Source organism: Arthrobacter sp. P2b (assembly GCF_900168295.1).
In the GTDB taxonomy this organism is placed as follows: Bacteria; Actinomycetota; Actinomycetes; order Actinomycetales; family Micrococcaceae; genus Arthrobacter.
In genome coordinates this window covers 410,751-429,190 of the sequence record NZ_FVZL01000002.1, presented here as the reverse complement: position 1 = coordinate 429,190, position 18,440 = coordinate 410,751, and the positions used below count along the sequence as shown (strand labels likewise).

Annotated in this window: 22 protein-coding genes; 16 read left to right on the top strand and 6 right to left on the bottom strand. The window is 65.4% G+C overall.

Translation table 11 applies throughout. The features are described 5' to 3' along the window. Genes B5520_RS06575 through B5520_RS06565 form a run of 3 tightly spaced genes read left to right on the top strand, consistent with a single transcriptional unit; the run spans position 1 to position 1,350 of the window. A complete protein-coding gene (locus B5520_RS06575; RefSeq protein WP_079596256.1) occupies positions 1-357 on the top strand; it encodes a TraR/DksA family transcriptional regulator in 357 nt (118 codons plus the stop codon). Continuing rightward, on the top strand, positions 354-923 hold the full coding sequence (locus B5520_RS06570; protein WP_079596255.1) for a DNA alkylation repair protein: 570 nt from the start codon (positions 354-356) through the stop codon (positions 921-923). The genes B5520_RS06575 and B5520_RS06570 overlap by 4 nt, the downstream gene beginning before the upstream one ends. Continuing rightward, the gene (locus B5520_RS06565; protein ID WP_079596254.1) at positions 907-1,350 is read left to right on the top strand and encodes a DUF1810 domain-containing protein; all 444 of its coding nucleotides are present in this window, start codon (positions 907-909) and stop codon (positions 1,348-1,350) included. The genes B5520_RS06570 and B5520_RS06565 overlap by 17 nt, the downstream gene beginning before the upstream one ends. A gap of 3 nt (positions 1,351-1,353) precedes the next feature. On the opposite strand, the gene B5520_RS06560 is transcribed toward B5520_RS06565, so the two are convergent. After that, on the bottom strand, positions 1,354-2,247 hold the full coding sequence (locus tag B5520_RS06560; RefSeq protein WP_079596253.1) for a glucose 1-dehydrogenase: 894 nt from the start codon (positions 2,245-2,247) through the stop codon (positions 1,354-1,356). A gap of 89 nt (positions 2,248-2,336) precedes the next feature. Further along, positions 2,337-2,843 carry a metallophosphoesterase family protein gene (locus tag B5520_RS06555; RefSeq protein ID WP_079596252.1) on the bottom strand — a complete coding sequence of 169 codons (507 nt, stop codon included), beginning with the start codon at positions 2,841-2,843 and terminating at the stop codon, positions 2,337-2,339. Between the two features lie 73 nt (positions 2,844-2,916). On the opposite strand from B5520_RS06555, the gene B5520_RS06550 reads away from it, so the two are divergent. After that, positions 2,917-3,108: a DUF1918 domain-containing protein gene (locus B5520_RS06550; protein ID WP_079596414.1), complete on the top strand. Its 192-nt coding sequence runs from the start codon at positions 2,917-2,919 to the stop codon at positions 3,106-3,108. A gap of 50 nt (positions 3,109-3,158) precedes the next feature. Further along, positions 3,159-3,665: an NUDIX domain-containing protein gene (locus B5520_RS06545; protein WP_079596413.1), complete on the top strand. Its 507-nt coding sequence runs from the start codon at positions 3,159-3,161 to the stop codon at positions 3,663-3,665. 10 nt (positions 3,666-3,675) lie between these two features. Here B5520_RS06545 and B5520_RS06540 read toward each other — a convergent pair whose 3' ends face one another. Then, positions 3,676-4,353, bottom strand: coding sequence for an endonuclease/exonuclease/phosphatase family protein (locus B5520_RS06540; protein WP_079596251.1), 678 nt, complete (start codon positions 4,351-4,353; stop codon positions 3,676-3,678). A 159-nt stretch (positions 4,354-4,512) separates the two neighbouring features. Between B5520_RS06540 and B5520_RS06535 the strand changes: the two genes are divergently transcribed. The 4 genes from B5520_RS06535 to B5520_RS06520 all read left to right on the top strand — a co-directional run bounded on the left by B5520_RS06535 (position 4,513) and on the right by B5520_RS06520 (position 8,620). Then, on the top strand, positions 4,513-5,316 hold the full coding sequence (locus tag B5520_RS06535; RefSeq protein ID WP_079596250.1) for a thioesterase family protein: 804 nt from the start codon (positions 4,513-4,515) through the stop codon (positions 5,314-5,316). 87 nt (positions 5,317-5,403) lie between these two features. Next, positions 5,404-5,946: a PadR family transcriptional regulator gene (locus tag B5520_RS06530; RefSeq protein ID WP_079596249.1), complete on the top strand. Its 543-nt coding sequence runs from the start codon at positions 5,404-5,406 to the stop codon at positions 5,944-5,946. A gap of 5 nt (positions 5,947-5,951) precedes the next feature. Further along, positions 5,952-7,664 carry an ABC1 kinase family protein gene (locus tag B5520_RS06525; protein ID WP_079596248.1) on the top strand — a complete coding sequence of 571 codons (1,713 nt, stop codon included), beginning with the start codon at positions 5,952-5,954 and terminating at the stop codon, positions 7,662-7,664. 206 nt (positions 7,665-7,870) lie between these two features. After that, positions 7,871-8,620 (top strand): lipoate--protein ligase family protein, encoded by a 750-nt coding sequence (locus B5520_RS06520; protein ID WP_079596247.1) that lies wholly within the window; start codon positions 7,871-7,873, stop codon positions 8,618-8,620. 36 nt (positions 8,621-8,656) lie between these two features. Here B5520_RS06520 and B5520_RS06515 read toward each other — a convergent pair whose 3' ends face one another. Next, positions 8,657-8,914 (bottom strand): mycoredoxin, encoded by a 258-nt coding sequence (locus B5520_RS06515; RefSeq protein WP_079596246.1) that lies wholly within the window; start codon positions 8,912-8,914, stop codon positions 8,657-8,659. A gap of 129 nt (positions 8,915-9,043) precedes the next feature. On the opposite strand from B5520_RS06515, the gene B5520_RS06510 reads away from it, so the two are divergent. Further along, positions 9,044-9,805 (top strand): SOS response-associated peptidase, encoded by a 762-nt coding sequence (locus B5520_RS06510; RefSeq protein ID WP_079596245.1) that lies wholly within the window; start codon positions 9,044-9,046, stop codon positions 9,803-9,805. Positions 9,806-9,830: 25 nt separating this feature from the next. Here B5520_RS06510 and B5520_RS06505 read toward each other — a convergent pair whose 3' ends face one another. Beyond that, positions 9,831-10,253, bottom strand: coding sequence for a VOC family protein (locus tag B5520_RS06505; RefSeq protein WP_079596244.1), 423 nt, complete (start codon positions 10,251-10,253; stop codon positions 9,831-9,833). Positions 10,254-10,272: 19 nt separating this feature from the next. Here B5520_RS06505 and B5520_RS06500 point away from each other — a divergent pair, with 19 nt between their 5' ends. Beyond that, the gene (locus tag B5520_RS06500) at positions 10,273-10,593 is read left to right on the top strand and encodes a chorismate mutase (protein ID WP_079596243.1); all 321 of its coding nucleotides are present in this window, start codon (positions 10,273-10,275) and stop codon (positions 10,591-10,593) included. Positions 10,594-10,619: 26 nt separating this feature from the next. Here B5520_RS06500 and B5520_RS06495 read toward each other — a convergent pair whose 3' ends face one another. Continuing rightward, positions 10,620-11,009 (bottom strand): hypothetical protein, encoded by a 390-nt coding sequence (locus B5520_RS06495; RefSeq protein ID WP_079596242.1) that lies wholly within the window; start codon positions 11,007-11,009, stop codon positions 10,620-10,622. A 170-nt stretch (positions 11,010-11,179) separates the two neighbouring features. Here B5520_RS06495 and B5520_RS06490 point away from each other — a divergent pair, with 170 nt between their 5' ends. The 5 genes from B5520_RS06490 to pgsA all read left to right on the top strand — a co-directional run bounded on the left by B5520_RS06490 (position 11,180) and on the right by pgsA (position 18,346). Continuing rightward, positions 11,180-11,518, top strand: a complete 339-nt coding sequence (locus B5520_RS06490) for a DUF6504 family protein (protein ID WP_079596241.1) — start codon at positions 11,180-11,182, stop codon at positions 11,516-11,518. Further along, a complete protein-coding gene (locus B5520_RS06485) occupies positions 11,515-15,003 on the top strand; it encodes a DNA polymerase III subunit alpha (RefSeq protein WP_079596240.1) in 3,489 nt (1,162 codons plus the stop codon). Before B5520_RS06490 ends, B5520_RS06485 begins: the two co-directional genes overlap by 4 nt. A 116-nt stretch (positions 15,004-15,119) precedes the next feature. After that, complete coding sequence (gene thrS, locus B5520_RS06480) at positions 15,120-17,129, top strand: threonine--tRNA ligase (protein ID WP_079596239.1); 2,010 nt, start codon at positions 15,120-15,122, stop codon at positions 17,127-17,129. A 16-nt stretch (positions 17,130-17,145) separates the two neighbouring features. Continuing rightward, positions 17,146-17,733 (top strand): HIT family protein, encoded by a 588-nt coding sequence (locus B5520_RS06475; RefSeq protein ID WP_079596238.1) that lies wholly within the window; start codon positions 17,146-17,148, stop codon positions 17,731-17,733. Beyond that, entirely contained in the window at positions 17,723-18,346 is a 624-nt protein-coding gene (gene pgsA / locus B5520_RS06470) for a phosphatidylinositol phosphate synthase (RefSeq protein WP_079596237.1), read from the top strand. The genes B5520_RS06475 and pgsA overlap by 11 nt, the downstream gene beginning before the upstream one ends. Positions 18,347-18,440: the final 94 nt, after the last annotated feature.

Genomic DNA, 18,440 nt, shown 5'->3' with positions numbered 1-18,440 from the left:
ATGCCTGATTTCGAACGGTTCCGGATCATGCTCGAGGAGGAGCGGCAACGGAAGGTGGCCCTGCTCCCCTCCCTCCGCGCGGATATCGCCTCGGCCAACTCGGCCCGCCAGGACTCGAACGTGGACGACGAACACGATCCGGAGGGCGCCACCATCGCCTTCGAACTCTCGCAGGCTTCGGCGCTGCTGAAGCAGAGCAGCGCAGGCCTGGACCAGGTGGAGGCCGCCCTCGCACGCCTTGCAGCCGGGACCTACGGCAGCTGCGCCGTCTGCGGTGAAGCCATAGCCGAAGGGCGGCTGGAGGCCCGGCCCTGGACGCCGTATTGCATCAACCACGCTGCGGCGGGCCGGCAGTGAGCAGCACCGCGGACGCTGTCACGGCTGCGGCAGGATTCGTTGACCGCACGCTGCAGAATGAGGGTGCCTGGTACCGGGCGGACGACGTCGGGAGCAGGCTGGGCGGGGCCCTCGCCTCCTACGGTTCCTCGGTGGGCGCAGTCCGGGGAACCGTCCGCGATGCACTCCGGAAGTACAAGGACCTGGACCACGACGGGGTGGTGCTGCTCGCCTCCGCCCTGTGGGGCCGGCCGAAGCCGGGTGCCCGGCCCGTGTTCGAACGGCGGCTGGCGGCCGTGGTGCTGCTCCAGTCCAGGGTGGGTGTCCTCCGGCACTCCGACCTGACCCGGATGGAGGGCTTCCTCCGCTCCGCGCAGACCCGGGAACTCGCCGATCCGCTGGTGGCCGATGTGGTGGTGCCGCTGCTTGCCGGGCTGCCCGACCGGGACCGGCAGCGGGCGGACGTCGTCCTGGCCCGGTGGCGGAAGGACCCGGACACCCGGCTGCGCCAGGCAGCGGCCTTGATTCACCAGCAAGCCAGACCGGAAGCCCCACCACAAGGAGACACCCATGAACGAGCCCTTTGACCTGGAACGCTTCGTCTCGGCGCAGGACAGCGGCGGAACCTATGATCAGGCGCTGGCAGAGCTGCAGCTGGGCCGAAAATCCGGCCACTGGATGTGGTTCATCTTTCCGCAGATTGCGGGCCTGGGGCACAGTGCAACGTCCCGGACATACGCCATCAGTTCGCTGGCCGAAGCCCGCGGATACCTTGAGCACGACGTGCTGGGACCGCGCCTGCTCGAATGCGCCCAGGTACTCACCAATCACGCCGGGCGCGCCGCAGAGGACATCCTGGGCGGCATCGACGCCCGCAAACTGCAGTCGTCCATGACGCTTTTCCTCCGCGCCGCGCCCGGCGAAACGGTGTTCAAAACCGTCCTGGCCCAGTTTTTCGACGGCCAGCCGGACGAAGCCACTGACGCCCTGCTGGCTGAACAGGACGGCGCATAGCCGCTACGGCGTGGGGCTGCCGCCGTTGACGTTCAGCGTTTCACCAATGACGAAGCTGGACTCCGGAGAGGCGAGGAACACGTACGCGGGCGCAAGTTCCGCCGGCTGCCCGGCGCGGCCCAGGGGAGTGGACTGCCCGAACTCCGGCAGGTCCTCCTTCGGCTGGCCGCTGCTGACCTGCAGCGGGGTCCAGATGGGCCCCGGCGCAACGGCGTTCACCCGGATGCCCTTTGGCGCCAGCTGCTGCGCCAGGCCCTTGGTGAAATTGTTGATGCTGGCTTTGGTGGTGGCATAGTCCACCAGCGTCGGCGACGGGTTGTAGGCCTGCACGGACGTGGTGTTGATGATGGTGGAGCCGGCAGGCATATGCGGCAGCGCGGCCTTGGTCAGCCAGAACATCGCATACACATTGGTCTTGAGCGTGTGGTCGAACTGCTCGTCGGTGATGTTGGCCAGCTCCTCCTGCGCCACCTGCTTGCCCGCGTTGTTGACCAGGATGTCCACGCCGCCCAGGACAGCCACCGCAGTGTCCACGACCTCGCGGCAGACCACCGGGTCCTTGAGGTCCCCGGGAACCTTGACGGCCTTGCGGCCCGCGGCTTCGATGATGCCGGCAATCCGGGCCGCGTCCTCCTCCTCCTGGGGCAGGTACGACAGGACAACGTCGGCCCCTTCCCGCGCGAAGGCGATGGCCGCCGCCGCGCCGATCCCGGAGTCCGCCCCCGTGACGATCGCCTTCCGGCCCTCCAGCCGTCCGGTGCCGCGGTAGGTGTCCTCCCCGAGGTCCGCCTTGGGCGTCAGCTCCGCATCCAGGCCGGGCTCGGGTTGGTGCTGCTCCGGCGGGGAGATCTGCTCGTATGCGGTGACCGGGTTACGGAAGGTGTACTGGTCTGTCATGGTGGTCCTCCTGTGGTTGGTGGATTCCAAAAGCTAAGTATGCTTACCGTTCAAGCCTAGGCATCGAGCGGCCACCTGCCAACCCGTGATTACACCCGCTGGACTTCCACCAGGCGCACTTGCGCGAGCTTGCCGCCGTCGACGGTCGCCGTCATGAAAGTGCAGGCGGGCTGCCGGCGGCGGTCCGTGGGGGAGCCCGGGTTCAGCAGCCGCAGGCCTCTTGGGGAGGTTGTGTCCCAGGGGATGTGGCTGTGCCCGAAAACCAGGACATCGGCATCCGGGAAAAGGGCCTCGCACCGCAACTCCCGCCCCTTGGCCTGCCCGGTTTCATGCACCATGGCAAAACGGACGCCTTCCAGGGTGATGTGCGCCGTTTCGGGGAGGCGGCTGCGCAGGTCCGGGCCGTCGTTGTTCCCGTACACGCCCACCAGCGAACGGCTCCGCTGTTCCAACCGGTCCAGCAATGCCGCCTCCACCCAGTCCCCCGCATGGAACACCACGTCGGCGTGCTCGACGGCGGACCACACCTGGGCGGGAAGGTCCCTGGCCCGTTTGGGGACATGGGTATCGGCAATCAGGAGGAGGCTGAGCGGCATAGGGAAATCCTGCCATGCGGGGCCTGTTCCGGCCCGCCGCGTGGACGTAATCTGGGGGCTGGAGGTGATTGCCATGGAGGCAGCGCAGGGTGACCGGATCATCGTCCACGGAAGGACTGTGGGATCCACGGACCGTCACGGGGTGATCGTTGAAGTGCGTGGCCAGGGCGGAACACCGCCCTACCTGGTCCGCTTTGACGACGGACACGAAACCATCATGTATCCCGGCGGCGATTTCGCCGTCGACCGCGGGCACGGCACCTGAGGCCGGGCGGTGTGCTGGGCCCAGGATGAATGAGCTGGCAGACTGGCGTGATGGATCATTCACCGGCCTCCGCAGCATCCTCCACTCCGCCCGTCCGGACCGGTCCCCGGGATCCCGGTGACGCCTGGGTGGAGGGGGAGCGCGGCCGCTACTGGGGCCGGTTCGGGGCTGCGGGAGTGCTTGCCTATGACCCGTCCAAAGGCGTTCTGCTCCAGCATCGGGCTGTCTGGAGCCATAACGGCGGTACCTGGGGGCTGCCGGGCGGGGCCCTCCACGAAAACGAAGAACCCGTTGACGGGGCCCTCCGCGAAGCCTTTGAGGAAGCGGCGGTGCCGCCTGCGGGCGTGGACGTGCTCTTCACCTCGGTGCTGGATCTCGGCTACTGGTCCTACACCACCGTGGTGGTGCTGGTGCGGGAGCCTTTCGATCCGGTGATCAGCGATCCCGAGAGCATTGAACTGCTCTGGGTTCCGCTGGGCGAGGTGGAATCGAAGGAACTGCACCCCGGATTCGCTGCGGCATGGCCTGCCTTGCGGGAGCGGCTGGCGTCCCGGTAAGGCGCGCTGCCTAGTAGTCCGGGCCGTATTCGGCGGTGACCAGGATGGGAAGGTGGTCCGAGTTGCCGCGCGGAAGTGTCTCCACGCTCTGGATGTCCAGGCCCAGGGACGTCGCGAAGTCGAAGTGGCCCTTGAAAACCTTGTACCGGGTGTAGGTGCGGCGGTTGCTCAGGGACAGCGCATAACCCGAATTCTTCATGTGGATATCAAGGTTCTTGGTGAAGAACGGGTAGTTGAAGTCGCCCACCATCAGGGTCATCAGGCCCTTGCCCATGCTCAGCAGCTCGGCATGGGCGGCATGGATCTGCTTGCGGCGAAGCGAATTGGACGCGGTGAGCGGGGCGGCGTGGAACGATCCGATCACCAGTTCATGCTGGGTGTCATTGTCCATCACCCGCGTTCCGATCAGCCTCTCATGGGCCGGTGCCAACACCCTGTCATGCATCGACTTCTTCAGCGCGAAGGACTGGGTGTCCAGCGCGGTGAAGCGGCTGGTGCGGTAGTAGATGGCCAAACCCAGCCGGTTGCCCTTGGTGGTGTCCGCCAGGTGCAGGGGACCCAGGGTTTCCGGCAGGTCGCTGGAATCCACCTCCTGGAGGCACAGCGCATCGATGTCATGATTCCGGGCCAGGGCGAGGAGCTCGCCGCTGGCCTTGTGCTTGCGGAGGTTGTAGCTGATGACGCGCATGGAACACCTCTTCCGAGGGATGCTGACAGGACCAGTTCCTGAGTCTAGTCCGCTGCCTTCCTCCACGTTCAAACATTTCAATCCGACCCGCTGGCCGGTCCTCCGGCCCCAGCAGATAGAGTTAGTGCCAATTCACTGAGATCCGCCGAAAGGTCACCGTTGACTGAAGAGCTTCCCGAACTGGCGCACGGCAATGCCTACTACCAAAACCTGGGCGGCGGCCGCTTCCGCTCCACCATCCACGCGCAGGGCGCCTGGAACGTCCACGAGCAGCACATGGCACCCGCGTCCGGCCTGATGGCTGATGCCCTGGAACGGCACCAGCCGCGGGCGGACATGCGGATGGCACGCCTGAGCTACGAGATCCTGGGGCTGATCCCCGGCGGCGGGTTCCACATCGAAACCTCCACCCTCCGGCCCGGGCGGACCATCGAGCTGTTGCAGGCCGAACTCGTTGCCGACGGCCGGACCGCCATCCGCGCCACGGCGTGGCGGATGATCACCAGCGATACCGCCGCGGTGGCAGCCATCGAGGACACGGCCATTCCCGGGCCCGACGACTGCAAACCCTATGACGGTTCCGCCGTTTGGCCCGGCGGCTACATCAGGTCCCTGGAGATGCGCGTGGCCGAAGGGCACCGGCCGGGGGCCGGCAAAGTCTGGCTCCGCACCGACCATCCGTTGACGGACCGGAACGACAGCAGCGACCTGGCCCGGCTGATGGGGCTGGTGGACACAGCCAACGGCATCGCCGCCCGGGTTCCGCCCGGCAAGGACAGCTACGCCTTTCCCAACCTGGACCTGCAGATCCACATGTACCGCCGCCCGGAGGGGGAGTGGCTGGGCCTGGACAACGCCGTGTCCTTCGGCCGGGACGGGATTGGACTGACGTCAACGGTCCTGCACGACCGGCAGGGCCCGTTCGGCCGCGCCGAGCAGATCCTGACGCTCCGCAGGACCTGACTCCTCTGACGGCCGCCCCGCCGGGCCTCCCCGGTTGTATCGTTAAGTATCGTTGTATATCGTTCGCGATTCACAGAGGAGGCCATCATGCGTGGCTCGTACCCGGCATATGGATTCGGCGGCACCAATATCGACGGCCTGTGGCAGGCTGTGGACGAACTGCGTTCCCGGTTCGAGAAGCGCGCGGGCACCCGCGCCGGCAAGGGCGAAGTGCGGGCGGCGGTGCTGGCCCTGCTGGCAGAGCGCCCCATGCACGGCTACCAGATCATCCGCGAAATTGAGGACCGGAGCGGCGGCAGCTGGAAGCCGAGCGCGGGCTCCGTCTACCCCACGCTTCAACTGCTGGCCGACGAGGGCGTCATCAGTGCCGAGGAATCCAACAGCCGCAAGATCTACAGCCTCACCGAAGCCGGCCGGGAGGAAGTTGCCCGCGACCACCCATCGGCTCCATGGGACACAGCAGGCCCCCACGGCGGAGCCGAGTTCATGTCCTTGCCCAAGGCAGGCGTTGAGCTCGCCCAGGCAGCAGCGCAGGTGAACCGCACGGGATCACCCGAACAGGTGAGGCAGGCCGTGGCGGTCCTCGAGGAGGCACGCCGCCGGATGTACTCGATTCTCGCCCAGGACTGACGCGGGTGCCGTCCATCCGCCGGGGCCGGTCCGCTCCGGCACCGGGCGCGGGAAACACCCGTGCCCGCTACCGCCGCATCCTCCGGTTCGCTGCCTGGCACCTGGCAGTCACCTGGTGGTTCGAACTGTTCCTCCCCAGGATCGGGCTGGCCAGGGTTGCCGCACGGACGCGTTCGCCGAGGATGCAGCGCTTCGCCCGGCGTTTCCATGTCCTGGCCGTGGACCTGGGCGGCCTGATGATCAAGGTGGGCCAGTTCCTGTCATCCCGGCTTGACGTTTTGCCACCCGAAATCACCGAGGAGCTCGAGGGCCTTCAGGACGAGGTTCCGCCGGTCCCTTTCCCCGCCATCCGCGCCCTTGCCGAGTCCGAGCTGGGATTCCCGCTTGAGCGGGCGTTCGCCATGTTCGAGGAAACTCCGCTCGCCGCCGCATCCCTGGGCCAGGCGCACCGTGCACGGCTCCTTCCTGACGACGCCGACGAGTTCGGGATCAAGGACGTCGTGGTCAAGGTGCAGCGTCCGGGGATTGGCGCGATCGTCGACGTCGACCTGGCCGCGCTGCGCAGGGTGGCCGGATGGCTCAGCCACTTCCGGTTTGTCTCCGAGCGTGCCGACATGCCCGCCCTGCTGGAGGAATTCGCGCAGACCAGCTTTGAGGAGATCGACTACCTTCACGAGGCTGCCGGCTCCGAGCGTTTCGCCGCCGATTTTGCCGGCGACGTCCGCGTGCAGGTGCCCCTGCCCGTCTGGGAGCGGTGCACCCGCCGCGTCCTCACCCTCGAGGATGTCACGGCCATCAAGATCACCGACGTGGCTGCGCTTCGTGCGGCCGGCATCGACCCCGCGGCGGTGGCTCGCGTCTTCGCCGCGGTCATGTTCGACCAGCTGTTCACCAACGGCTTCTTCCATGCCGACCCCCACCCCGGCAACATCTTCGTCACCCCCGCACCTGCCGGCGCCGGGGAACACCCGTGGAAACTGACGTTCATCGATTTCGGCATGATGGGCGAGGTCACAGCCTCAGCCCGCACCGGCCTGCGCAGGCTCCTGATCGCTGCCGCAGCCCGTGACGGCAAAGGACTCGTTGCCGCCATCCGTGACGTGGGCGTCCTGGTACCGGCGGCCGACACCGTGGAGCTGGAGCGGGCCATGACGCATCTCTTCGCCCGGTTCGGTGGGATGGGTTTCGCGGAACTCCGCGAGGTGGATCCACGCGAGTTCCGCGACTTCGCGGTGGAATTCGGCGACGTGGTCCGTTCACTGCCATTCCAGCTGCCGGAGAACTTCCTGCTCATCATCCGCGCAGTATCGCTGACCTCGGGGGTGTGCAGCTCCCTGGACGCCCGCTACAACCTCTGGGACTCGGTGGAACCGTATGCGGCCCGGTTGCTGCGCGACGAGCGCGGCAACATCGTGCAGGACGCCGCCCGGCAGGCGATTGATGCCGGGGGACTCGCCCTTCGGCTGCCCGGGCGGCTGGACGGGCTCATCACCCGGGCTGAGGAGGGGAACCTCCCTGTTGCCAACCCGCGCCTTGAGCGGCAGGTTGCCCGGCTGGACCGCACGGCCCGCCGTTCGGCGTCGGCCGTGGTCTTCGCTGCCCTTCTCATTGCGGGGGCCCTGATACGGGCGGATGACTCCGCATTGGGCAACCTGCTGATGGCAGCATCCGTGGTCCCGCTGTTCCACGGCCTGTGGGTGGGGCGCCGCGGCCTGTGATGCGGGAGGCTGAACCGTGGCGAACACGATGCCGCGGTGTAAATGACCTGGAAGGCTACGGCGTAACCTAGGTGGGGCTTGTCCGCCGGCAGCTCCCCGAAATGGCTGCGGTAGAACGGGGCCGAGTTTGAGCCAGACGGCGTCAATCCACGGCGAACGCCGCGGCAACAACAAGGAACAGCAAGACCACAAGGGAGCCTAGCAACATGCATGACGCCGGACCGGGACCCCGCACACTGACAGTGGTGCGGCAGGAAGCCTCGCTGGGAGCAGGCCGTGACCTGGAATTCGGGCTGGAGCTCCTGGCCAGGGCCAAGTCCGGGGAGATCGGGCCAACCCTGCGGCTCTACCGGCCCGCCCCCACCGTCGCCTTCGGCCAGCGCGACACCCGCCTGCCGGGATTCGAAGCAGCCGCGCAGGCATGCAGGGACAACGGCTTCGAGCCGCTGGTGCGCAGGGCCGGGGGACGCGCCGCCGCCTACCACCAGGGGACCCTGGTGGTGGACCACATCGAGCCGGACCCGGATGCCATTGCCGGCTCCAAGACCCGGTTCGGGCACTTCGGGGAGTTGTTTGCCCAGGCGTTGCGCAGGGCAGGGGTGCAGGCGGCTGTCGGGGAAATACCCGGCGAATACTGCCCCGGAGAGTTCAGCGTGCACGGCACTGATTCCGCCCGCCCGGCGCACCGCGTGAAACTCGTGGGCACGGCCCAGCGGGTGGTTGCCGGCGGGTGGCTTTTCAGTTCGGTGATCGTGGTGGAAAACTCCGCACCGATACGGAGAGTCCTGACCGACAGCTACGCAGCCTTGGGGCTGGAGTGGGACCCTGCCACGGCCGGGGCGGTGGACGACCTGGTTCCCGGCGTGAATGTGGAGGCCGTGGTGGATGCAGTCCTGCAGACGTATGCGGGCCATGCCACCCTGGAAACTGCTTCCTTCAGCAGCCTGGGGGCATGACCCGCAACGGTTCGAACGGCCGGGCGGCCGCGGTGGTTATGCTGCCAGGCGCGTCTTGACCTCGGCGGCGGAGGGGTTGGTGGCGGCTGTGCCGTCCGGGAACAGGACCGTGGGAACGGTGCGGTTGCCGCCGTTCAGCTGCTCCACGAGTTCGGCCGTGCCCTCCACTTCCTCGATGTTGATCTCGGTGTAGCCGATGCCCTGCGCGTCCAGCTGCTTCTTGAGCCGGTTGCAGTAACCGCACCAGGTGGTGGAAAACATGGTGATGGTGCCGGATTCGGGAGTGAAGTCCACAGAATTCTCCTCTGCGTCGATGTAGGTTTCGTTCCTGTCAACGGTAGCGCGCCGCCCGGTATTCCCCCTGCCCGCAGGTCCCGGTGCCGCCTGGATGACAGTATGTGGCGCCGATGGCATGCTGGAGCCATGTGTGGACGCTATGTGATGGCACGTGCCGTGGGGGACCTCCTGGCAGAGTTCGACGCCGAGCTGGAGGACGAGGTGAGCATCCCGCCCTCGTGGAACGTGGCGCCCACCGATGATGTCCCGATCGTCCTGGAACGGCTGATCGACGACGGCCCGGCCCCTAAGCAGGTACGCCAGCTGCATGTTGCAAAGTGGGGCCTGGTCCCTTCCTGGGCGAAGGATCCCGGCATCGGGTCACGGATGATCAACGCCAGAAGCGAGTCGGTGCTGGAGAAGCCGGCCTTCCGCAAGGCGGTGCAGTCCCGGCGCTGCGCCGTACCGGCAGACGGGTACTACGAATGGAAGCAGGGCCCCGGGAAATCGAAGCAGCCCTACTACGTGCATCCCGGAGAGAGCCGGGGCCTGGTCTTTGCCGGGCTCTACGAGTGGTGGAAGGACCCGTCCGTCCCGGCCGGGGAACCGGGGCAATGGCTGCTGTCCACGTCGATCCTCACGACCGATACGCCGCCTCCGGGCAGTGAATCGACGGTCTTCGGAAAGTTGACCGCACTGCATGACCGGGTCCCCCTGCCCATGGACAAGGCGACCATGCAGGCCTGGCTCGATCCCGACGTGGACGACGCCGCCGGGCTGGTGGACCTTGTGCGGTCGGGGGTCAAGGACGTGGCAGCGGACTGGCGGGTGGAGTCCGTGGGCAAGGAGGTAGGCAACGTGCGCAACAACGGGCCGGAACTGATCCAGCCGGTGGAGGCCCTGTTCTAGCAGCCCCAGCAACGCTGGCGCCGGCCTATACGGTGACCGCGCCGCCGTCGTCCACTGCCCAAGTGGGGTTGTACGCAACTTCCCAGCGGAAACCGTCGGGGTCGGCGAAGTAGCCGCTGTAGCCGCCCCAGGGCTGCGTCACCGGCTCGGCGATGATGGCGGCCCCCGCCGCTGCTGCCTCCGCCATGACCCGGTCCACCTCTTCCGTGCTGGCAAGGTTGTGGCTCAAGGTGATGCACGGCGCCGGACCCGGGGCGCTGACGCCCGCCTCGGCCTGCATTTGCCGGGCGTCCCAAAGGGAGAGCACCAGGCCGTGGTTTACCTGGATGAAGACGACGTCGCCGGGGACCTCCTGGTGGACCGGCCAGCCGAGGCCCTCAACATAGAAGGCACGGGACGCCGGGACGCTGCGGACACCTAATGAGATGAAGTCGACTCGGGGCTGCATGCTTCGATACTGTCAGACGATGGCAACAATTCAAGGAAACGATAGAGACGCTTTGGCCGACAAGGAACAGCTCGCTGCCGTCCGGGTTGCTGTTGACGAAGTGGATGAGCAGATTGTCACCCTCATCGCCCGCCGCGAACGGCTGATCCGCATCGCCGGAACCCTGAAGGGCGACGACGCTGAAGTCCGCGCCCCGGGGCGGGTGGAACGGATCATCGAGCATGTCCGGTCCGCGGCCGAAAAGAAGGACATCGATCCGGACATCGTCGAATCGACCTACCGCGCCATGATCTCCGGCTTTATCGAGCTCGAGATGCGGGTCCACAAACAAAACAGCTGACCCTTTACAGGTCAGCTCACGCCTTCTTACAGTGCTTCATCCACCGGAACTCCGGACTGGAATTCCCGGCCGTCCGCCTCGCTGAAGCCTGTCATGACGTGTGACTTTCCGAGCCCATTAATGGCCGCGAGGGGAAAATGGCCGGTGATGGAGTTCTCTGAGTGGGTTACGCCCGAGAGGTCGTAGTTCTCTTCCGTGCTTTGCTCGTGGCTGAACGAGTAGAAGGCGATGGGTTCGCCGTTCATGAATTCAATGCCGAGCCGCCGCTGGGAGGAGTAGTCCGGGCTGGCCGCGACAAGCCCCACCACGTAGGCGCCGGAGCCTGGAATAGTGCCGTCCAGATCGAAGGTGGCCACCAGGGTTGAGTCCTGGGCTTTGATGCTGACCTGCTTGAGGAGTGCGTCTTTGGTGTCCATGGCACAATCCTGCTCCCTGGCGTACGGTCCGTCCACCCCTGTGCTGAGGAAACGGAGGAAGCCGGCGAGGCTTCCTTGCCTACCTGTGGATGCGTTGGACGGGAACCGGGCGTAGACTGTATATGTTCGAATACATATTCGAATAGTTTCAGTTTCACCGGGAGGCGCCCATGGGCATGTTCAGCGAATCCGTTGATGTTGCCTGCGCTCCTGACGGCCAACCGGTAAGCCTTACCTGGTCAGGACGTTCCTACGCTGTCTGTGCTGAATCCGTCCGCTGGTATGAACGCCGGCAGTGGTGGGATGAAGTCAGCCGGGCACCGCTTGGAAGCGGGCAGGGAGTGGTTGACCACGAGATCTGGCGTGTCCAGGTACTGCCGGTTGACGGCCGCGAACGCAACGGCCGGGAGCAGGACGAACCGCTCACCCTCGACCTCACCCGGCACATTGGCAGCGGCCGCTGGCGGCTGCTGCGGATCCATGACGGCCTCCGACCCACAACAGCATGAGCTTTACGCATCTTCACGTCTCCACGGCATTCAGTGCCCACTACGGCGTCTCTTGGCCGGAAGAACTTGCCCAAAGCGCGGCAGCTGACGGTGCCACAGCGCTCGCCTGCACTGACCGCGACGGCCTGTACGGGACCATCAAGCACCTCAAGGCATGCATGGCGGCCGGAATCGATCCCATTGTGGGGGTGGACCTTGCAGTCTTTGACGACGACGGCGATCACCGCACCCAGGTGGCGGGCAGGGTGGTGGTGCTTGCACGCGGCCATAACAACGGGGCAGGGTACCGTGCCTTATGCCGGCTGATCTCTGATGCCCATGCCCGGACCTCCGGGAAGTCCGGGGGAGCCGTCCCGGTGGCTGTCACACGCGCCGAGCTTGCCTCCCGGACCCTTGACCCCCACACACTCAAGCCGGTATTGACCGTCCTGCTCGGACCGGATTCGGACGTCGGCCTGGCCATGGGAGGGCGGAGATACCTCAGGCCCCGGACACTGTTCAAGCAGTGGCTGGACGTCATGCCCGGCGGGACAGTGGTTGCCGAGATTGTCTCGCAGCTAAGTCCCCCAGGTTCCCCGCTGAGTACCTCCCACGCTGTGCGTATGCTCCGGCTCGCCGAGGAACACCACATCCCGGCGATCCTGACTAACGCCGTAAGATACTGCGCCGCGGATGGAGCGCCCACTGCCGATGTGCTTGACTCTGCCCGAACCCTGAAGTCCCTGCCGGAACTTGCCAGGGAGCCCCTGCTGCAGCCCACCGGCCAGGGATGGCTGAAAACATCGGCCCAGATGCTCCAGCTTGGCAAGGAGATCATTTCCGCAGCAGGATTTGGCGCCGCAGACCTCAAACAACTGATGACCCAAACCGAGGCGCTCGCCGATCTGTGCCGGATCGATCCCACTACGGACATGGGGTGGAAACAACCGGTGGTTCCGGAGGCTTCGGTGATCGGGATCAACCAGGACCCCCATGATGAACTGGTCCAGCGTTGCCACGCCGGAATCGGCAGGAGGTTCCCCGGGCTAAGCGGAGCCGGGGAGAGGGCCATGCTTACCCGGCTGGAGCATGAACTGGGCATCATCCGGAATCTTGGCTTTTCCTCCTACTTCCTCACCGTCGCTGAAGTGTCACGGATGATCCAGGAGATGGGCGTCCGTGCTGCTGCCCGGGGATCGGGGGCTTCCAGCCTGGTGAATTACCTGATTGATGTCAGCCAGGTGAACCCCCTCCAGCATGACCTGATCTTTGAACGCTTCCTTTCCCAGGACCGTGCCACTCTTCCGGACATAGACATCGACGTCGAAAGCGCGGAGCGCCACAACGTGTACCGGCGGATTTTCGAGAGGTTCGGTTCCGAACGGGTCACGCTGATGAGCATGCAGAACGGCTACCGCGCCAGGGGTGCCGTGCGCGACGCCGGAATGGCGCTGGGCATGGACGATGGCGAGGTAGGGGAGATCGCCAAGCAGTTGTGGCGGTTCTCGGCCGGCAAATTCCGGGAGGCGCTGCAGGAAAAACCTGAACTGCGGGAGTTTGCCGGAAGGGTTGAGCGGCGCGATGCTGCCGGAAACCAGCAATTGGACCTGCTGGTTGACCTGACTGAACGCCTTGACCGGCTGCCCCGCCACATTTCCATGCATCCCTGCGGAGTGATCCTGGGTGATGCCACCCTGCTGGACCGCACCCCGGTCCAGCCCAGCGGTCTCGGGCTGCCCATGAGCCAGTTCGATAAGCACGACATGGATCCCATGGGCATGCTCAAGCTCGATGTCCTGGGTGTCCGGATGCAAAGTGCCATGGCTTTTGCAGTCCGGGAGATCATCCGCATCCATCCCTCGAAGGAGGACGTGGTGGCGGCCGGGAACCATTCTCCCGGGCAGGACGGGTCGGGACCTGACTACATCGCGGACAACGGCCACATCGACCTCAATGCAGTGCCCCTCGATGATGAAGCCACGTTCGAGCTGATCAGGAGCACGCACACCCTTGGCTGCTTCCAGATCGAATCCCCGGGCCAGCGTGAACTGATCGGCAAGATGGCGCCGCGGGAGTTCAACGACCTCATCATCGATATTTCGCTGTTCCGTCCCGGGCCCATGAAATCTGACATGGTTCGGCCCTTCCTTGAACACCGGCACGGATTCGCCCCCGAGGTCTACCCGCACCCTCTCCTGAAGCCTGTTCTTCAGGAAACCCACGGGGTGACGGTTTTCCACGAACAGATCCTCAGGACATTCGACGTGATGACCGGCTGCGGGCTTGCTAAGGCCGATGAGTTCCGCCGGGCCCTCAGCAGCGAGGATGGCGAATCCCAGGTTGAGGAGTATTTCCGCAAGCACGCAAAGGCCAAGGGCTTTTCCCCCGACGTCATCGACAAAGTATGGGAAACCCTGAAGTCCTTTGCCAGCTTTGGGTTCTGCAAAGCGCATGGAGCTGCCTTCGCTGTCCCCACCTACCAGTCAGCATGGTTGAAAGCGCACCATCCTGAGGCGTTCCTTGCCGGGTTGTGGGAGCACGATCCCGGGATGTACCCCAAGCGGCTGCTGGTGGCGGAAGCGCGAAGGCTTGGCATCCCGATCCTTCCCCTGGACATTAACCTGAGCAAAGCCGAATACCGGGTGGAACGGGTCAGGTCAGGGCAGGATGCCGGCAAGCTGGGGATCCGGCTGAGCCTTAATGGGATTTACGGGCTCTCTGCAACTGAGTTGAAAAGAATCGTCGCAGGCCAGCCCTACGACTCCCTGGCAGACCTTCGGGCACGGTCAAGAATCAGTAAGCCGAGCATCAAGCGGCTGGCGCAGCTTGGCGCCTTCGATTCCCTGCACCGGGAGGCGGGAGGCACGGCCAACCGGGCCGACCTGGTGCACCATCTGCAGAAGCTCCAGGCAACCAGCAGCAGCAAAAAGGGGGTTGAAGTCCTTGAGGGGCAACTGTCCCTCCCGCTGGGCGATGTTGAACTGCGCAATGTCAGCCCGGGGCTGCCGGCACCCACGCTGGTGGACAATGTCAGGGCGGAGCTTGACCTGATGGCGGTTGATGTCAGCTCGCATCTGATGGACAGCCACCGGCCCATGCTGGACAGGCTGGGCGTCATCACTGCAGACAAACTCCTTGGCCTGCGCAACGGCACGGAAGTGCTGGTGGCCGGCGTCCGGGTTGCCACCCAGACGCCTCCCATGAGGGGCGGCAGGAGGGTTGTCTTCATCAGCATCGACGACGGCACCGGATGCATCGATTCGGTGTTTTTCCACGAAGCGCAGGAAAACGCCGGGATGCTCCTGTTTGGCACCCGGCTGCTGTTGATCCGGGGCACCACACGCCGGACGGGCCCGCGTGGGATCAGCCTGAGCGCCAGCATGGCCTGGGACCTGAGCAGGACCGAAACCCTGCCGTTTCCGGACCCCTCCACGCCCGGGCAGGATGTGCCCCACCCCCTGGACGGGATCAGCAGGAGCCTCGCCATCACGGGATTTAACGGCTGAGCATGCCGTGCGCCGCGTTGGTCGGCCCTCAGTTGAACCGATAGCATTGACGATGGCTGGCTGTGGTCCCCGTACGCCACAAGCTATGAAGCCTTAACTTTGAATAGGAGACACCCGTGTCAGATGCCCAGCAGATCACCCTTCTCGTCGATGGCGAAGAGACCAAGGTGACTACCGGGACAACCGGTGCGGAACTCTTCTTTGAGCGCCGCGACGTTGTTGTGGCCCGCGTCAATGGCGAGCTGAAGGACCTGGACCAGGAACTTCCGGAGGGCGCCGACGTCGAAGGCGTCACCATCGATTCCCCCGACGGGCTGAACGTGCTCCGCCACTCCACCGCCCACGTCATGGCCCAGGCCGTCCAGCAGCTGCGCCCGGACGCCAAGCTCGGAATCGGCCCTTACATCACGGACGGCTTCTACTTCGACTTTGACGTCGCGGAGCCCTTCACCCCCGAGGACCTCAAGACCCTCGAAAAGATGATGCAGAAAATCATCAACCAGAACCAGAAGTTCGTCCGCCGCGTGGTCAACGAGGACGAAGCCCGCGAGGCCATGAAGAACGAGCCCTACAAGCTCGAGCTGCTGGGCAAGAAGAACGAGGCCGCCGAAGCCGGCGAAGGCGTCAACGTCGAGGTCGGCGCAGGCGACATCACCATTTACGACAATGTGGAACGCAAGGAAGGCACCACCGTCTGGTGCGACCTCTGCCGCGGCCCCCACCTGCCCAACACCAAGCTCATCTCGAACGCCTTCGCCCTGACCCGTTCATCCTCCGCCTACTGGCTGGGCAACCAGAAGAACCAGCAGCTGCAGCGGATCTACGGCACGGCGTGGCCCACCAAGGATGCCCTCAAGGCCTACCAGGAGCGGATCGCCGAGGCCGAACGCCGCGACCACCGCAAGCTCGGCTCTGAACTGGACCTGTTCTCGTTCCCGGACGAGCTGGGTTCCGGCCTGCCCGTGTTCCACCCCAAGGGCGGCATCATCCGCAAGGAGATGGAGGACTACTCGCGCCAGCGCCACGTCGAAGCCGGCTACGAGTTCGTCTACACCCCCCACATCACCAAGGGCCACCTGTACGAGGTTTCCGGCCACCTTGACTGGTACAAGGAGGGCATGTTCCCCGCGATGCGCGTCGACGAGGAACTCAATGCCGACGGCACCATCCGAAAACCGGCGCAGGACTACTACCTGAAGCCGATGAACTGCCCCATGCACAACCTGATCTTCAGGTCCCGCGGGCGCTCCTACCGCGAGCTTCCGCTGCGCCTGTTCGAGTTCGGGTCCGTCTACCGGTACGAAAAGTCCGGCGTGGTGCACGGCCTCACCCGGGTGCGCGGCATGACACAGGACGACGCCCACATCTACTGCACCCGCGAACAGATGAAGGACGAGCTCACCAAGACGCTGAACTTCGTCCTGGGCCTGCTCAAGGACTACGGGCTGAACGACTTCTACCTCGAACTCTCCACCAAGGACCCCGAAAAGTACGTCGGCGACGACGCCACCTGGGAGGAAGCCACCAGGACCCTCGCCGAGGTGGCCCAGGAGTCAGGGCTGGAACTTGTCCCCGATCCGGGCGGAGCAGCTTTCTACGGTCCCAAGATCTCCGTGCAGGCAAAGGACGCGCTCGGCCGCACCTGGCAGATGTCCACCATCCAGCTGGACTTCAACCTGCCGGAACGCTTCGAACTCGAATTCCAGGCGGCCGACGGCACGCGGCAGCGGCCCGTCATGATCCACCGCGCCCTGTTCGGCTCCATCGAGCGGTTCATGGGCGTGCTCACCGAGCACTACGCCGGTGCCTTCCCCGCCTGGCTGGCGCCCGTCCAGGTGGTGGGCATCCCCGTGGCGGAGACGTTCAACGAGTACATGTTCGACGTCGTCGACCAGCTTAAGGCGGTTGGCATCCGCGCCGAGGTGGACACGTCCTCGGACCGCTTCCCGAAGAAGATCCGTACTGCCAGCAAGGACAAAATCCCCTTTGTCCTGATCGCCGGCGGCGACGACGCCGAAGCCGGTGCCGTGTCCTTCCGCTTCCGTGATGGAAGCCAGGACAACGGCGTGCCGGTTGCAGAGGCAGTCAAGCGGATCACGGAAGCCGTCCGTAACCGGACCAGCTAGGGAACGGAACAGCACCGTGCAGGAGAACACAGGCGCCGGGTATCCAGGTGATGCCGGCGTTACCGACGACTTTGACCTCGCCGGTGTCCCGGACGCCTTCCAGCGACTGTGGACTCCGCACCGCATGGCCTACATCAAGGGCGGGCAGCACCAGTTCAAGAATGAAGATGACTGCCCCTTCTGCGTGGGGCCCGGCCGGACCGATGAGGACGCACTCATCGTTTACCGCGGGAAGACCTGCTACGTGGTCCTGAACCTCTTTCCCTACAACCCCGGGCACCTGCTGGTGTGCCCCTACCGGCACATCCCGGACTACACGGACCTGACGCTGGAGGAGACGGCGGAGTTCGCCGAGCTGACGCAAACGGCCATGCGGGTCCTGCGGAAGGTGGCGAATCCGGGCGGCTTCAACCTCGGCATGAACCAGGGCGTGGTGGGCGGCGCCGGGATCGCCGCCCACCTGCACCAGCACATCGTTCCGCGCTGGGGCGGGGACGGGAACTTCTTCCCCATCATTGCCCAGACCAAGGCCATCACCCAGACCCTCGACGAGGTCCGCCAGCAGGTGGCCGACGCCTGGCCCGGGGAGACGGATGCTGAATAGGCACGCCCGCGGTTTTTTCACCGCCCTGTTCACTCCGCTTGCCCGCTGGCTCCTGAAGATTGGTGTTTCGCCCGATGCTGTGACCATCATCGGTACGGCCGGTGTGGTGGTCGGGGCCCTGGTGTTCTACCCGCTGGGGCAACTCTGGTGGGGAACACTCTTCATCACGGCTTTTATCTTTTCCGACGTCCTGGACGGCATCATGGCCAGGATGCAGGACGTCAAGAGCCGCTGGGGAAACTTCCTCGACTCCACCCTCGACCGGATTGCCGACGGCGCGCTCTTCGCGGGGCTGGCCGTGTGGTTCTTCACCGGCGGCGCTGATACCCCCATCGCCGTGGCCGCCATGGTCTGCCTTGTCCTGGGCATGGTGGTTTCCTACGCCAGGGCCAAGGCGGAGTCGCTCGGGTTCACGGCCAATGTGGGGATAGCCGAGCGCGCCGAACGCCTGGTTTCGGTCCTGGTGGTGACCGGGTTCACCGGACTGGGCCTTCCATCGGTGGTGCTGCTGGTGACCCTGGTGCTGCTCGCGCTGGCAAGCTTCGTCACCGTGGTGCAGCGCGTGGTTTCCGTCCGCAGGCAGGCCCAGGCGGAACCGTCACCGGCTGATTAAGCATGATTAAGCCGGCCGGCCGCGGGGGGACTAGTATTAGGACTGCCCGGTCAATGGATCCGGCAAATCCGTGTGTGCACAGTCCGGCACTTGC

Bases quoted from the DNA above. Each gene is read 5' to 3' on its own strand.
- B5520_RS06575 (WP_079596256.1), top strand. From the start codon at position 1: ATGCCTGATTTCGAACGGTTCCGGATCATGCTCGAGGAGGAGCGGCAA.
- B5520_RS06565 (WP_079596254.1), top strand. From the start codon at position 907: ATGAACGAGCCCTTTGACCTGGAACGCTTCGTCTCGGCGCAGGACAGC.
- B5520_RS06560 (WP_079596253.1), bottom strand. From the start codon at position 2,247: ATGACAGACCAGTACACCTTCCGTAACCCGGTCACCGCATACGAGCAG.
- B5520_RS06555 (WP_079596252.1), bottom strand. From the start codon at position 2,843: ATGCCGCTCAGCCTCCTCCTGATTGCCGATACCCATGTCCCCAAACGG.
- B5520_RS06550 (WP_079596414.1), top strand. From the start codon at position 2,917: ATGGAGGCAGCGCAGGGTGACCGGATCATCGTCCACGGAAGGACTGTG.
- B5520_RS06545 (WP_079596413.1), top strand. From the start codon at position 3,159: ATGGATCATTCACCGGCCTCCGCAGCATCCTCCACTCCGCCCGTCCGG.
- B5520_RS06540 (WP_079596251.1), bottom strand. From the start codon at position 4,353: ATGCGCGTCATCAGCTACAACCTCCGCAAGCACAAGGCCAGCGGCGAG.
- B5520_RS06530 (WP_079596249.1), top strand. From the start codon at position 5,404: ATGCGTGGCTCGTACCCGGCATATGGATTCGGCGGCACCAATATCGAC.
- B5520_RS06520 (WP_079596247.1), top strand. From the start codon at position 7,871: ATGCATGACGCCGGACCGGGACCCCGCACACTGACAGTGGTGCGGCAG.
- B5520_RS06510 (WP_079596245.1), top strand. From the start codon at position 9,044: ATGTGTGGACGCTATGTGATGGCACGTGCCGTGGGGGACCTCCTGGCA.
- B5520_RS06505 (WP_079596244.1), bottom strand. From the start codon at position 10,253: ATGCAGCCCCGAGTCGACTTCATCTCATTAGGTGTCCGCAGCGTCCCG.
- B5520_RS06500 (WP_079596243.1), top strand. From the start codon at position 10,273: ATGGCAACAATTCAAGGAAACGATAGAGACGCTTTGGCCGACAAGGAA.
- B5520_RS06495 (WP_079596242.1), bottom strand. From the start codon at position 11,009: ATGGACACCAAAGACGCACTCCTCAAGCAGGTCAGCATCAAAGCCCAG.
- B5520_RS06490 (WP_079596241.1), top strand. From the start codon at position 11,180: ATGGGCATGTTCAGCGAATCCGTTGATGTTGCCTGCGCTCCTGACGGC.
- B5520_RS06485 (WP_079596240.1), top strand. From the start codon at position 11,515: ATGAGCTTTACGCATCTTCACGTCTCCACGGCATTCAGTGCCCACTAC.
- pgsA (WP_079596237.1), top strand. From the start codon at position 17,723: ATGCTGAATAGGCACGCCCGCGGTTTTTTCACCGCCCTGTTCACTCCG.